The organism is Actinomadura sp. CNU-125 (assembly GCF_001942465.1).
Taxonomy (GTDB): domain Bacteria; phylum Actinomycetota; class Actinomycetes; order Streptosporangiales; family Streptosporangiaceae; genus Spirillospora.
This window is the reverse complement of sequence record NZ_MKJY01000016.1, coordinates 13519-27357: the sequence shown is the minus strand read 5'-3', so window position 1 is coordinate 27357 and position 13839 is coordinate 13519. Positions and strand designations below refer to the sequence as shown.

Genomic DNA, 13839 nt, shown 5'->3' with positions numbered 1-13839 from the left:
GGCCGGGAAGCCCCCGGGGGCCGCGGGCGGCGGACCGGCGGGACGGCGCGGCAGGCTCCACACCTGCCGCTTCTCCATCGGCTGCTGCAGCGCGTACGGGTGCACCCCGGCGCGGCCGATGCGCAGCCCGCCGTTGCGCGCCCGCAGCATCGAGAACAGCACCATGATGAACACGCCCGCCCAGATCAGGTTCATCGGGGTCAGGTAGCGCCGCGCCTTCATCCACAGCGACGCCGTGTCGGTCCAGCCGTCGGTGTTGTTGTCGTCCTCGGTGATGTCGCCGCTGGACCGGGACGTGCTGACCGCGCTCGTCCCGCGGCCCTGCAGGGTGTTGTTGCGGACCTCGGAGCCCTCGGAGTCCCCGACGAACGTGATGCCGTGCGCCGTCGAGCCCTTGATCACGTTCCCGGTGAGCTTCCCGGACGAGGCGCGCAGGTAGATGCCGGTGCGGGCGCCGACGATCGTGTTCCCGGCGAGGCTGGCGTCCTCGACGCCGTCGCGGACCGAGATGCCCTGCCGGACCTGCTCGGTGAGCTGGTTCCCCGAGATCTGCACCTCGGTGGCGGCCTCGCGGACGACGATGCCCATGTCACCGCCGATGATCTTGCTGTTCTGCACCGACAGCTTGTGCCCGCCGAGCAGCTCGACGCCGTACTGGCCGTTGTTGCGCGCGACGCTGTTGCTGATGGAGCTGCCGCCGAACGTCTTCAGCGACTCGCCCGACGCGGACGGCCCCTCGGCGAGCGCGCCGCCGTTGACGGTGAAGCCGTTCTGGCCGTTGCTCTCGGACGTGCAGTTGGTCACCTGGATCTTCTCGGTGGCCCGCGCCAGCACGATCCCGTCGCCGCGGCTGCCGGTCACCGTCGCGTTGGAGATCTTGGCGTTCTTCGCGAACCGGTGCATGACCAGCCCGTCCACCAGGCTGTTCTCGATCCGGACGTTGCTGATCTGCGTCTGGTTCGATCCGGAGACGAACAGCCCGTACGCGTTCCCGGTGATCGTCGCGTTGTCGATCGACCCGGTGACCAGGTCGTTCGCCGGGACGTGCGTCGCGGTGCCGCCCGGCTCGACGATCTCGATGTCGCCGGGGCCGCCGCCACCGCCGCGGTTCTTGTTGGCCTCCAGCCGCTCCTGCTTGTCCTGGTGGCGCTGCTCCTTGGTGCGGTGCTTCTGCTCGCTCTGCGGCCGGTCGGTGCCGGTCATCCCGATGCCGCCGGTCCGGCCGCCCCAGAAGCCGAGGTGGGAGAACTTGGCGTGCTTGATGTGGAACTCGCCGCCGACCGCCCGCAGGTAGGCGCGGCCGTCGGTCAGCTCGGTGTCGGGCTTGTTCGTCCGCGCGTCCCAGCTGGTGATCTGCACCGGGTTCTGCTGGGTGCCCTCGATGTTCAGTTCGCCGCCGAAGCTGACGATCGACGCGAACGCGCCCGGCATGCTGCCCATCCGCAGGACGAGCGCCCCGTCGGGGTTCTGCAGCTTCAGCGTGGCGCCGTCGGCGACGAACACCGAGATGCCCAGCAGGTACGAACCGTCCGGCAGCCGCTTGAAGTACTTGCCGGCGTACTTGGCCAGGTCGGCGATCGTGTACGGCTTGCCGATCGGCGGCAGCACCAGCGTCTTGCCGTGGCTGGAACCGAAGATCTGCGGCTGCTTCCACTGCGCGGTGGCGGCGCCGCCGATCTGCAGGATCGCGGTCAGGACGGACCTGATCTGCAGGATCCGCTGATCTTCCTGGTCGACGAGCGCGGCCTGCGGGTTCGCCTGCTCGGGCGTCTGCGCGGCGCCCGGCTGCGCGGGCTGCTGCGCCCCCTGCTGGGCGCCCTGCCGCTGCTGGGCGCCTTGTTGTTGCTGCTGCTGTTGTTGTTGCTGCTGTTGGGTGCCCTGCTGCTGGCCGTTCTGCTGCTGGCCGTTCTGCGCGCCCTGGGTCGGCTGGCCGCCCTGGGTCGGCTGGCCGGTCGGGGTCGACTGGGTCGGGTTCGGGGTCGGTGCGGCGAATGCGGGGGGCGCGGCGAGGAAGGCGAGCGGGACGAGCCCGAGACCGACCGCGATACCGGCCGCGGCCGTCGCCCGCGCGCCGCGCCCGCGAGGTCCGGGCGGATGCGCCTGCGGCGTCCGTGAGCGGGGGATGGGAAGCGTCAACTCAGCCCACTCCCTGCAGCGAGCTCGCGCTCTGCCCGGCGCGCCGACCTGGTCGGCGGAGCGGGTCAGCCAGCCCTGCTTGTTCATGGTGATGAACGCGTACAGCTTGATCGGCAGCGAGATGCCGATGACCACGAGGACGGTCAGGGGCAGCAGCAGGATCTCCTTCGGGTGCCGCTTGAGGTGCGACCAGCCGCGCACGCCGCGTCCGAACAGGACCCAGCCGATCGCCAGCGAGATGCCGAGCGGGTGCAGGTTGTCCAGGATCCGGCTGAAGATCAGGTAGGCGAGGGTGACGCCCATGGTCACGGGGGTCAGCAGGATCTGCAGGACCGTCACCTTCGTGACGAACGGGGTCTTCCACAGCCAGCCCTTCCACAGGGCGGTGAGGTAGCAGCGGTAGGAGTTGCGGCTCCACCGGATGCGCTGCTTGAAGAAGGCGCGGAAGGAGTCGGGGAACATGGAGATCGCGCGCGCCGACGACTGGTGCACGGTCTTGTAGCCCTGCGACAGGGTCAGCCAGGTGAGGCGCCCGTCGTCACCGGCGATGCAGCGGCGGCCGAGGAAGAACTCGTTCTCCAGGTTCTCCACGACGGGGAGGATGACCGCGCGGCGGTAGGCGGCCGTCCGGCCGGAGAGGCAGGCGACGCCGCCCTTGGAGCCCATCGCCGGGACGTAGTCGTAGTAGCGCAGGTTGACCAGCCAGTCGGCGATCCGGCGCCACACGCTCGTCTCGCGCTGGAAGACGTTCTGCTGGGTGCCGACGCCGCCGACCTGCGGGTCCTCGAAGGGCATCTGGACGGCGTCCAGCAGGCCGGGCTGCCACCAGGTGTCGGAGTCGGCGAACACGATGATCTCGCCGCGCGCGGCGCGGATGCCGACGCCGAGCGCCGACCGCTTCCCCGAGTGCTCGTAGACCAGGACGTGGACGCGCGGGTCGGTGACCTGCGCCAGCCGCCGGTGTCCCTCGGTGTCGGCGACGTCGATCACGATGATGATCTCGCTGGGGTTCTGGGCGAGCCAGCTGTCCAGGCAGTTCATCATGATCTCGGGGTCCTCGCGGTACGAGGGGACCACGACGGACACGGTCGTGCGGAAGTTGTTCACGACCGGCTTGTCCATGCGGGAGAGGATCACGCGGTAGATCCACAGGCCCCACACGAGGAGTCCCGCCAACCCCAGGGGGACGAAGTCTCTCCAGTCCCCGCTGGAGAACGCCCCCGAAACCGAACTCCAGGCATCATTGAGCCACCCCGTGACAGACGACAATTCCTGTCCTTCCTCTCCTCGGGCTCCGGGGGAGAACCCACAGACCCTTGTGACCCCGTGCCACCCCAAGTAAGAGGGATGGGGCCGCCGTTTGGTTCACCTTTGCCAGATCCGGTCATGGAGCTTAGAGATGCCGGAGAGCTAGCAGTATGTCTGTTTTTTGTCAAGAGGCGGCCCGGGACCGTTATGCAAGTGATGCCCCTGCCGTGACTGTGTCGGCCGGGAGACATGATTCTGAAACACCCAACCGTGAGTTGACCAGGCTGTTGAGGGTGAAATGTCCTGTTTGTTACGAAATGTTCGTTTGTGTCTACCGTTTGGTAACAAACTTGTGTGATCATGTGAGTTGCGTCACTTTGTAGGCCCGATGGTAAGACACATGTGGCCTGCATCCCGCCGAACGCCGGATTTCTGGTGGTCGCCACTGGTTACCAGCGGGTAGCATGTTGTTGAGTTACTGACCAGTACGACGTGCGGGGCCGTCGGCAGCCCGCCGAGCCGAACGGAGTCTCGAATGGGGCACTACAAGAGCAACCTCCGTGACCTGGAGTTCAACCTCTTCGAGGTGTTCAGGCGCCAGGACCTCCTCGGAACCGGCCCGTACGCGGAGCTGGACGAGGACACCGTGCGCAGCGTCCTCGACGAGGTGAACCGCCTCGCCGAAGGCCCGCTCGCCGACTCGTTCGAGGACGCCGACCGCAACCCGCCGGTGTTCGACCCGGCCGCGGCACCGTGACCATGCCGGAGAGCTTCAAGAAGAGCTACCAGGCGTGGATGGACGCCGAGTGGTACCGGCTCGACCTGCGCCCCGAGTTCGGCGGCAGCGGCGCCCCCCGCTCGCTGACCTGGGCCGTCGCCGAGCAGGTACTGGGCGCCAACCCGGCCGTCTACATGTTCTCCTCCGGCCCCGGCTTCGCCCAGATCCTCTGGCAGATCGGCACGCCCGAGCAGAAGAAGTTCGCCGAGCTCGCCCTCGAACGGCAGTGGGGCGCGACGATGGTGCTGACCGAGCCGGACGCGGGCTCGGACGTCGGCGCGGGCCGCAGCAAGGCCGTCCGGCAGCCGGACGGGACGTGGCACATCGAGGGCGTCAAGCGGTTCATCACCTCCGCCGAGCACGACATGTCCGAGAACGTGTTCCACCTGGTGCTGGCCCGCCCCGAGGGCGCCGGTCCCGGCACCAAGGGCCTGTCGATGTTCCTCGTGCCCAAGTACATGGTCGACGTGGAGACCGGTGAGCTGGGCGAGCGCAACGGCGCCTACGTCACCAACGTCGAGAAGAAGATGGGCCTCAAGGTCTCCACGACCTGCGAGCTCACCTTCGGCGAGAAGCACCCCGCCGTCGGCTACCTCATCGGCGACGTGCACGAGGGCATCAAGCAGATGTTCCTCGTCATCGAGTACGCCCGGATGATGGTCGGCACCAAGGCCATCGCCACCCTCTCCACCGGCTACCTCAACGCGCTCGAATACGCCAAGGAGCGCGTGCAGGGCGCCGACATGACGCAGATGACCGACAAGACGGCCCCGCGCGTCACGATCACGCACCACCCGGACGTCCGGCGCAGCCTCCTCACGCAGAAGGCGTACGCCGAGGGCATGCGGGCGCTCGTCCTGCTCACCGCCTCCTACCAGGACGCCGTGCAGATCGCCGAGCACGAGGGCCGCAAGGACGAGCAGGCCGAGAAGCTCAACGACCTGCTGCTCCCGATCGTCAAGGGGTTCGGCTCCGAGCGCGCCTACGCGCTGCTCGCGCCGAGTCGCTGCAGACCCTCGGCGGCTCCGGCTTCCTGCAGGACTACCCGATCGAGCAGTACATCCGCGACTCCAAGATCGACACCCTGTACGAGGGCACCACGGCCATCCAGGGCCAGGACCTGTTCTTCCGGAAGATCCTCCGGGACAACGGCGAGTCCCTGAAGGTGCTCGCCGGGGAGGTCAAGGCGTTCACCGAGAGCGAGGCCGGCAACGGCCGGCTCAAGAACGAGCGCGCCGCGCTCGCCCGCGCCCTCGACGACGTCCAGGGCATCCTGAACCCGATGATCGGGTGGGCGCTGTCGTCCATGGAGGACCCGAAGGAGCTCTACAAGATCGGGCTGAACTCCAGCCGGCTGCTGCTCGCCCTCGGCGACCTGATCGTCGGCTGGCTGCTGTGCCGCCAGGCCGAGGTCGCGCTGACCGCCCTCGACGGCGGCGACGTCTCCGGCTCCGACCAGGCGTTCTACAACGGCAAGGTCGCCGCCGCGCAGTTCTTCTGCCAGACCGTCCTGCCGCGCCTCGCCTCGGACCGCGCCGTCACCGAGGCCACCACGCTGGACGCCATGGAGCTGGCCGAAGAGTCCTTCTGACCCGTCCCGGCCCGTTCGCGGTCCGTTCCCGGGCCGTTCGCCGACCGTTCGCGGCCCCCGTCACGTGCGTGACGGGGGCCGCTGCGCGTTCGGTGCCCGGACCGCTACCGTTGGCGTCGACCCCGCTCCCCCCGACCGACCGGAGAGCCGATGCGCGCCTCATCGAGCGTTCCCCTCGCCGTGTTCCTCGCCGGGCTCCTGCTCGCGACCGGATGTTCCGACTCCGGTGACGCGGAGGGGAGCGAGCCCCCGACGACCCCGGCGAGCGGGGCGAGCACGCCCGCCGCCCAGCCGGGCAAGCTCGTCAAGGAGGGCTGGTTCGGCGACGCCGGACTGCACGCGCGCGTCGAGATCAAGGGCGTCCAGCGGCAGGGCGCCACGTCCGTCCTGAGCTACACGGTCACGTCGCTGGACCAGGCGGCCAAGAGCGTCCCGTTCGCCATCGACCTGCTCGACCCGGTCGGCCGCAAGCTGTACAAGCCGACGGCGCAGCCCACCGCGCGGCAGTTCGCGCCGAACGCCCCGCAGCAGCTCACCGCCACGTACCCGGCGCTTCCGCAGAACGTCCAGAAGGTCACCGCGCTCACGCCCGGGACCGGAGGCGAGTTCACCGGCGTCCCCGTCACGGGCTCCGGCGGCGCCCCGGCGGGCGGCGGGCAGGCCGAGGGCGGCAACCCCGCGTACCTGTACGACATCACCGAGGGCGAGATCAAGGACGTCACGTCCAGCGGCTCCGACGTCACCGTCAACCTCCGGACGGACGTGCTGTTCGCGTTCGACTCCGCGAAGCTGTCCGGCCGCGCCAAGCAGGTCCTCGACGAGGCGGCGCAGGAGATCAAGGCGAAGGCCGACCCGAACAAGCGGCCGCTGACGTTCAACGGCCACACCGACAGCAAGGGCGCCGACGACTACAACCTCAAGCTGTCCCGCGAGCGCGCCGAGTCCGTCATGGCCGAGCTGAAGAAGCGCCTCGGCGGCGCGTTCAAGTACTCCGCGCACGGCAAGGGCGAGTCCGAGCCGATCGCCAAGGAGGGCGGCAAGGACGACGAGAAGGCCCGCGCCCGCAACCGCCGCGTGGAGATCCAGTACGAGGTCCGCGAGGTCACCGAGGGCGCGAACGGCTCCACCACCGCCTCCGCCGACGGCCGCGGCGCCGCCGCCGCGCCCGCCGCGTTCCGCGCGTCCGACGGGGAGAAGGTCGCCAGCCGCTACGCCCGCTTCGGCGAGCAGAAGCGCCGCCTCGACGTCAAGCCGTTCTACCGGGACGGCGCCTACATCGTCGCCGTCTTCGACATCGTGAACGAGGGCCCCGGCAACACCCCGGCGAACGCCGCCTACCCGCACCGCGACTACCCGGGCGGCTTCTTCACCTCGATGGCGATCCAGGTCCCGGGCAGCACCGACACCTACCGGGCCGTCCGCGTCGGCAAGGCCGACCCGGGCAAGCCCGCCCCGTACGTCGCCTCGACGGGCGCCGCGTACCGGACGGCCGTGAACGAGCCCGTCCGCGGCTACGCCTACATCCCGGCGCCGCCCGGCGACGTGTCCACGGTGACGTTCGTCGGCGGCCCCTTCGGCAACACGAACAACGTGCCCGTGCGGTGACCTCGGGCGAGGCGGGCGGGGACGCGGGCGGGGAGACCCGTGTCCTGCCCGCGCTCGCCGCGGGCGAGGCCGCGGCGCCGTTCACGATCGCGAGCTGGAGCGAGGACTTCGCCCGCGACACCACGTGGAACGAGCACTCGCATCCGTTCCACGAGCTGCTGTGGAACGAGCGCGGCGCGTCCACTGCCGTCGTGGGGGCGCGGGTCTGGACGATCACCCCGGCGCTCGGCCTGTGGATGCCCGCGGGGACGCTGCACTCCGGTACGCGACCGCGGGCACCTGGTGCCGCGCCGGGTTCTTCGGTTACGGCAGCGTGGCCTCGCTGTCGTCCGCGCCGGTCGGCGTGGAGATCACCCCGCTGCTCCGGCTGCTGCTGGAGCGGCTCGCGGTGCCCGACCTGCCCGCCGGGTCCCGGGCGGTGACGGAGGCGATGGTCCTGGACGTCCTCGCGCCGTCGCCCCACGAGCTGCTGCTGAAGATGCCGACGTCGGACCTGCTGCGCCCGATCGCCGACGCCGTCCGGGACGATCCGGGCGACCGGCGGACGCTCGCGCACTGGGCGTCCCGACTCGGGGTGAGCGCCCGCACGATCACCCGCGCGTTCAACGCCGAGACGGGCACCAGCTTCGCGCGGTGGGTCGCGGCGGTGCGGGCCCAGCACGCGGTGACCTTGCTCACCCGGGGCGGGGACATCGACGCGGTGGCCGAGGAGGTCGGCTACCGCTCGGTGAGCGCGTTCGGCGCGGCGTTCCGGCGGACGACGGGGCTGACCCCGGGGGCGTTCCGGGCGCGCTGAGCCGGTCCGGTGTCCCGATCGCGATAACGGCTGTCCCAAATGACCCATTGCGACAAGTCGGTCATTTCTCCTAAGGTTCCACCAAGGCAAGCCTTACCTAAGAAGGTTGGTGCTTGTGGCGGATCCTTAACGTGGAGTGCGGATTGAAACGTCCACCTGGCCTGCGCATTCTCGCGGCCGCAGCCATCCTGCTGGGCGCCCTCACGGGGTGCGGCGACTCGTCGGAGACCACCGAAAAGAGCGCGGGCGGCGGCTCGGGAACGTTCCCGGTGACGATCGAGCACGCGCTCGGAACGACCACCATCGAGAAGAAGCCCGAACGGGTCGCGACCGTCAACTGGGCCAACCACGAGGTGCCGCTGGCCCTCGGCGTCGTCCCGGTCGGCATGGCCGCCGCGAACTTCGGCGACGACGACGGCGACGGCGTCCTGCCCTGGGTGGACGAGAAGCTCAAAGAACTCGGCGCCGAACGGCCCGTGCTGTTCGACGAGACCGACGGGATCGACTTCGAGGCCGTCGCGAACACGCAGCCGGACGTGATCCTCGCCGGGTACTCGGGCCTCACCAAGGAGGACTACGCGACCCTCAGCGAGATCGCGCCCGTCGTCGCCTACCCCGACGCCCCCTGGGCGACGCCGTGGCGCGAGGTGATCCGGATCAACAGCAAGGCCATCGGGCTCGAAGCCGAGGGCGAGAAGCTGATCAAGGGCATCGAGGGCGAGATCACCGCCGCCGTCGCGAAGTACCCGCAGCTCAAGGGCAAGTCGGCGATGTTCATGACGCACATGGACCCGAACGACGTCAGCGAGATCGGCTTCTACAGCACGCACGACACCCGCACCCTGTTCTTCGAGGACCTCGGGATGACGACCCCCGGCAGCATCGCCGAGCGTCCAAGGGCACCGACAAGTTCGCCCTCTCCCGCAGCTCCGAGCAGATCGACGCGTTCGACGACGTCGACATCATCATCGGCTACGGCGACGACAAGCTGCTGAAGCAGATCAGCGACGACCCGCTGCTGTCGAAGATCCCCGCGATCGAGCGCGGCTCGGTGTACCTGATGTCCGGCACCACGCCCGCCGGTACCGCCGCCAACCCGACCCCGCTGGCGATCTCGTGGGTCCTGGAGGACTACGTCAAGGCCCTCGCCCAGGCCGCGGACAAGGTCAATTGAATGCTCTCCTCCCTGGTGGGAGGGGACTCTTGGAGTCCCCTCCCACCATGAGAACTGCGGAGATTCACGGCTCAGGCCGCCCCTTGCCCCGGCGGGGCAGGAGGTCTTCCGCCATCGGCACCGCCCGGGTCCAGACCCGCCCGGACCAGCATCACACGCGCCGAATTCTTGTCCCGAGGATGGGACATTCCGCACGCGGTGCAGGTGTAGATGCGTTCGGACAACGGCAGGCGGTGCTTGGCTCTGGCACCGCAGTCGCCGCAGTCCATCGTGGTGTGCGCCGGGTCCACCAGGCGGACGTCCCGGCAGTGTTTGCGGCCCATCTCGATCAGGGCCTTCCTGGTCTCGCCGATCGCCGCGTCGGCGGCCTTGCGCGCCATCGTCGAGCGGGCGAGGAACTTGGGGCGGAAGTCCTCGACCGCGATCGCGTCGTGGTCGCGCATCACTTTCTTGGCCCATTTGCGCGCGTCGTCCTGACGCTGGCGGGCGACCTTCTTGTGCGCCTTGGCCGCCCACTGCTGCGCCCGCCGGTATCCCTTGGTCTGCTTCTTGCCCTTGGGGACGCGGCGCCGTGCCATCTGCCGCTGGTGGTGCGCGAGGCGCGCCTGGGCTTTCTTTCCGTGTTCGGAGTGCGGCAGGTCGTGATCCTCGCTGGTGGTCGTCGCGGTCTCGGTCACTCCCCAGTCGACACCGAGCACTCCGCCGGTCGCGGGCAGCGGCTCGGCTTGCGCGGGCACGACGAACGAGGCGTACCAGTTCCCCAGGGAGTCGCGGTGGATCCGCACCGAGGACGGGTCGGCGGGCAGGTCCCGCGACCACACCACCACCGCTTCGATGCCCCCGGCCAGGTGCAGGCGCCCGCTCTTGAGGCGGAACCCGCGCCGGGTGTAGTTCATCGTCGGGTCGGCCAGATCCCGCTTCTTGAAACGCGGCATCCCCGCCCGCTGTCCGGCCGGCGTACCTTCGGCGATGTCCTTGAGCGCTTTGGCCCGCGATCTGCCGAAATCGCGGATGGTCTGCTGCTGCGGCACCGACGCGCCCTTGCGCAGCCACCGCCGTTCGGCGCGCCACCCGGTCAGCATCTTGTCCAGCCGCGCCGGGCCGCACGTCTGCCCGGCTGCGAACGCGGCCTTGGACTGGGCAACGCATTCGTTCCAGGTCCAACGGCAGCGGTCCCACTCGGCCAGCAGCGCCCGCTCGGCGGTCGACGACAGCCGAAGCCGGTAGCCGAACCGGGCACTCCCGGTGTCGCGCTCGTGGCATTCCGATGTCGTCATGTCACTGACCGTACACTATCTCTATGTGTTCGTGTCGCTACTATGAGGTCATGGATGACAAGCGCATCACGCTGCGAATCCCCGCAGATGTCCACGTCCGCCTGGTCGAGCAGGCTGCACGGGACCGGCGCTCTCTCAACGCCGAGATCGTCTACCTGCTGGAGACCGCCATCGGCGGCGCCGGGGGCGACGCCGATCCGCCCAGGGGCCGATCGGCTTTCCCTGCCCCGCTGCACGGGGGACCGGATTCCTCTTTGGCCTGAAGGCCGGAGCATTCTCCGGGAGATCAGGTGACGACGGTCGACACCGAACGCCCGCCGGACGCCGCCATCGTGCGGCGTCCGGCGCGCGTGCGCGTCCTGTGGCTGCTCGCCGCGGTCGCCGTGCTGGCCGCCGCGATGCTCGCGTCCGTCGTGTTCGGCTCGCGCGGCGTCGCCTGGACCGACGTCTGGGCCGCGCTCGGCGGCGCGCAGGGCACCATCGAGGAGGCGGCCGTCGCCAAGCGGATCCCGCGCACCCTGCTCGCGGTGCTGATCGGCGCGGCGCTCGCCCTGTCCGGCACCGTCATGCAGGGCGTGACCCGCAACCCGCTCGCCGACCCGGGCATCCTCGGCGTCAACATGGGCGCGTCGCTCGCCGTCGTCACCGCCGTCGCGTTCTTCGGCCTCACCTCGCCGACCGCCTACATCTGGGTCGCGATGGCCGGCGCCGCCGCCGCGGCCGTGTTCGTCTACACCGTCGGGTCCCTCGGCCGGGGCGGCGCCACGCCGCTCAAGGTCGCGCTCGCCGGGGCCGCCACGTCCGCCGCGTTCGCGTCGCTGGTCAGCGCCGTCGTCCTGCCCCGCAACGACATCGCCGGAGGCTTTCGGCTCTGGCAGGTCGGCGGCGTCGGCAGCGGCTCCTACGAGCGCATCGGGCAGGTGCTGCCGTTCCTGCTCGTCGGGTTCGCGATCTGCCTGCTGTCCGCGCGCGGCCTGAACTCGCTGGCGCTCGGCGACGACGTCGCGGCCGGGCTCGGCGAGCGCGTCGCCGTCATCCGCGCCACGGCCGCGCTCGGCGCCGTGATCCTGTGCGGCGCGTCGACCGCCGTCGCGGGCCCGATCGCGTTCGTCGGGCTGCTCGTCCCGCACGCCTGCCGGATGCTCGTCGGCGTCGACCACCGCTGGCTGCTGCCGTCCACGGTCCTCGTCGGCGCGTCGCTGCTCACCTTCTCCGACGTCGTCGGACGCGTGATCGCGCGGCCGCAGGACATCGAGGTCGGCATCGTCACCGCGATCCTCGGCGCACCGTTCTTCATCCACATCGTCCGACGTCAGAAGGTGCGTGAGCTGTGACCGCCCCGGCCCCGGCCCCCGCCGCCGTCGCACCGTCCGCCGTCGCGGCCGTCGCCCGCGGCCGCCGCAGGGCGCGCGTCCCGGCGCGCCTCGTCATCGGGACGCTCGCCGCGCTCGTCGCCGCCGGGTTCGCCGTCTCCCTGATGGTCGGGCAGTCGTTCTACCCGCCGGGCGACGTGCTCCGCGTGATCTTCGGCGAGCAGGTGCCCGGCGCGTCCTTCACGGTGGGGCGCTCCGGCTGCCCCGGGCCGTCCTCGCGGTGGCCGCCGGAGCCGCGTTCGGCCTGGGCGGCGTCACGTTCCAGACGATGCTGCGCAACCCCCTCGCGAGCCCCGACATCATCGGCATCAGCTCCGGCGCGAGCGCGGCCGCGGCCGTCGCGATCGTCGTGTTCGGCCTCGGCGGCACCCAGGTGTCGATCTTCGCGATCGTCGCGTCCCTCGCCGTCGCCCTGCTGATGTACGTCCTGGCGTTCCGGGACGGCGTCGTCGGCATGCGGCTCATCCTGATCGGCATCGGGATCGCCGCCATCGGCGACAGCGTCACCTCCTACGTCCTGTCCCGGGCGGGGGAGTGGGACATGCAGGAAGCGGCCCGCTGGCTGACCGGCAGCCTCAACGGGACGACCTGGGCGGAGGTCGTGCCCGCCCTGATCGCGCTGCTGGTCCTCGGCCCCGTCCTCCTGCTCCTCGCGCGCGACCTGTCGGCGCTGCAGCTCGGCGACGACACCGCGTCCGCGCTCGGCGTCCGCGTCGAACGCACCCGCATCGCGGTGATCGTCGCCGCCGTCGGGCTGATCGCGTTCGCCACCGCCGCCGCGGGCCCGATCGCGTTCGTGGCGTTCCTGGCCGGCCCCATCGCGGCCCGGCTGATCGGGACGGGCGGTTCCCTCCTCGTCCCCGCCGGGCTCGTCGGCGCCCTGCTGGTCCTCGTCGCCGACTTCGTCGGCCAGTTCGCGTTCGACGTCCGCTACCCGGTCGGCGTGGTCACCGGCGTCCTCGGCGCGCCCTACCTCGTCTACCTGATCGTCCGCACCCACCGTGCCGGAGGCTCGCTGTGACCACGTCCCACTCCCTCGCCGCCGAGGGCCTCACGCTCGGCTACGGCGACCGCGTCGTCGTCGAATCCCTCGACCTGACCGTCCCGCCCGGCGAGATCACGGTCGTCGTCGGCGCGAACGCCTGCGGGAAGTCGACGCTGCTGCGCTCGCTGTCCCGCCTCCTCGCGCCCCGTACGGGACGGGTCGTCCTCGACGGCAAGCTCGTGCACCGGATGCCCGCGAAGGAACTCGCCCGCACCCTCGGCCTGCTGCCGCAGTCCCCGATCGCGCCCGAGGGCATCACCGTCCTCGACCTCGTCTCCCGCGGCCGCCACCCCCACCAGGGGATGTTCGCCCGGTGGAACGGCAAGGACGACGAGGCCGTCGCCGCCGCCCTCGAAGCCACCCGCACCACCGACCTCGCCGACCGCGCCGTCGACGAACTGTCGGGCGGCCAGCGCCAGCGCGTCTGGATCGCGATGGCGCTCGCCCAGCAGACCGACCTGCTCCTGCTCGACGAGCCCACCACCTTCCTCGACCCCAGCCACCAGATCGACGTCCTCGACCTGCTCACCGACCTCAACGGCACCCGCGGCACCACGATCGTGATGGTCCTGCACGACCTGAACCTCGCCGCCCGCTACGCCGACCACCTGATCGCCCTCGCCGACGGGAACGTCCACGCGTCCGGCACCCCCGCCGAGGTCCTCACCGAAGACACCGTCCGCACCGTCTTCGACCTCGACAGCCGCATCATCGAGGACCCCGTCTCCGGCCGTCCGCTGATGCTCCCCATCGGCCGCCACAACGTCCGCGCGGAGATCACCGCGCCGGGCTGACGAGGCCCGGCGCCCCGGCGCC

10 protein-coding genes and 1 pseudogene are annotated in these 13839 nt (G+C 70.5%); 9 read left to right on the top strand and 2 right to left on the bottom strand.

Features of this window, described 5'->3' with window-relative positions:
• On the bottom strand, positions 1 to 3405 hold a 3405-nt coding region (locus tag BJF79_RS50415), incomplete at its 3' end, for a glycosyltransferase (RefSeq protein ID WP_143219648.1).
• 514 nt (positions 3406 to 3919) lie between these two features.
• Here BJF79_RS50415 and BJF79_RS02580 point away from each other — a divergent pair.
• The 5 genes and pseudogenes from BJF79_RS02580 to BJF79_RS02565 all read left to right on the top strand — a co-directional run bounded on the left by BJF79_RS02580 (position 3920) and on the right by BJF79_RS02565 (position 9149).
• A pseudogene (locus BJF79_RS02580) lies at positions 3920 to 5753 on the top strand (acyl-CoA dehydrogenase).
• Positions 5754 to 5903: 150 nt separating this feature from the next.
• Positions 5904 to 7358 carry an OmpA family protein gene (locus BJF79_RS02575; RefSeq protein ID WP_083733108.1) on the top strand — a complete coding sequence of 485 codons (1455 nt, stop codon included), beginning with the start codon at positions 5904 to 5906 and terminating at the stop codon, positions 7356 to 7358.
• The gene (locus BJF79_RS65205; RefSeq protein WP_316043255.1) at positions 7355 to 7780 is read left to right on the top strand and encodes an AraC family ligand binding domain-containing protein; all 426 of its coding nucleotides are present in this window, start codon (positions 7355 to 7357) and stop codon (positions 7778 to 7780) included. The genes BJF79_RS02575 and BJF79_RS65205 overlap by 4 nt, the downstream gene beginning before the upstream one ends.
• Entirely contained in the window at positions 7702 to 8154 is a 453-nt protein-coding gene (locus BJF79_RS65200) for an AraC family transcriptional regulator (RefSeq protein WP_316043254.1), read from the top strand. The genes BJF79_RS65205 and BJF79_RS65200 overlap by 79 nt, the downstream gene beginning before the upstream one ends.
• Positions 8155 to 8297: 143 nt before the next feature.
• Positions 8298 to 9149: an ABC transporter substrate-binding protein gene (locus BJF79_RS02565; protein WP_262401431.1), complete on the top strand. Its 852-nt coding sequence runs from the start codon at positions 8298 to 8300 to the stop codon at positions 9147 to 9149.
• 250 nt (positions 9150 to 9399) lie between these two features.
• Here the strand turns inward: BJF79_RS02565 and BJF79_RS02560 are convergent, their stop codons facing one another.
• The gene (locus BJF79_RS02560; protein WP_075894814.1) at positions 9400 to 10605 is read right to left on the bottom strand and encodes an RNA-guided endonuclease InsQ/TnpB family protein; all 1206 of its coding nucleotides are present in this window, start codon (positions 10603 to 10605) and stop codon (positions 9400 to 9402) included.
• A 50-nt stretch (positions 10606 to 10655) separates the two neighbouring features.
• On the opposite strand from BJF79_RS02560, the gene BJF79_RS50410 reads away from it, so the two are divergent.
• The 4 genes from BJF79_RS50410 (at position 10656) to BJF79_RS02540 (ending at position 13817) form a co-directional block, all read left to right on the top strand.
• The gene (locus tag BJF79_RS50410; RefSeq protein ID WP_143219647.1) at positions 10656 to 10868 is read left to right on the top strand and encodes a toxin-antitoxin system HicB family antitoxin; all 213 of its coding nucleotides are present in this window, start codon (positions 10656 to 10658) and stop codon (positions 10866 to 10868) included.
• Between the two features lie 27 nt (positions 10869 to 10895).
• The gene (locus BJF79_RS02550) at positions 10896 to 11939 is read left to right on the top strand and encodes a FecCD family ABC transporter permease (protein WP_075894812.1); all 1044 of its coding nucleotides are present in this window, start codon (positions 10896 to 10898) and stop codon (positions 11937 to 11939) included.
• Between the two features lie 259 nt (positions 11940 to 12198).
• Entirely contained in the window at positions 12199 to 12999 is an 801-nt protein-coding gene (locus tag BJF79_RS02545) for a FecCD family ABC transporter permease (RefSeq protein ID WP_262401430.1), read from the top strand.
• On the top strand, positions 12996 to 13817 hold the full coding sequence (locus tag BJF79_RS02540) for an ABC transporter ATP-binding protein (protein WP_075894811.1): 822 nt from the start codon (positions 12996 to 12998) through the stop codon (positions 13815 to 13817). The genes BJF79_RS02545 and BJF79_RS02540 overlap by 4 nt, the downstream gene beginning before the upstream one ends.
• Positions 13818 to 13839 lie beyond the last annotated feature (22 nt).

Excerpts from the sequence above, each read along its gene's own strand:
- BJF79_RS02560 (WP_075894814.1), bottom strand. The coding sequence starts at position 10,605 with ATGACGACATCGGAATGCCACGAGCGCGACACCGGGAGTGCCCGGTTC.
- BJF79_RS50410 (WP_143219647.1), top strand. The coding sequence starts at position 10,656 with ATGGATGACAAGCGCATCACGCTGCGAATCCCCGCAGATGTCCACGTC.
- BJF79_RS02575 (WP_083733108.1), top strand. The coding sequence starts at position 5,904 with ATGCGCGCCTCATCGAGCGTTCCCCTCGCCGTGTTCCTCGCCGGGCTC.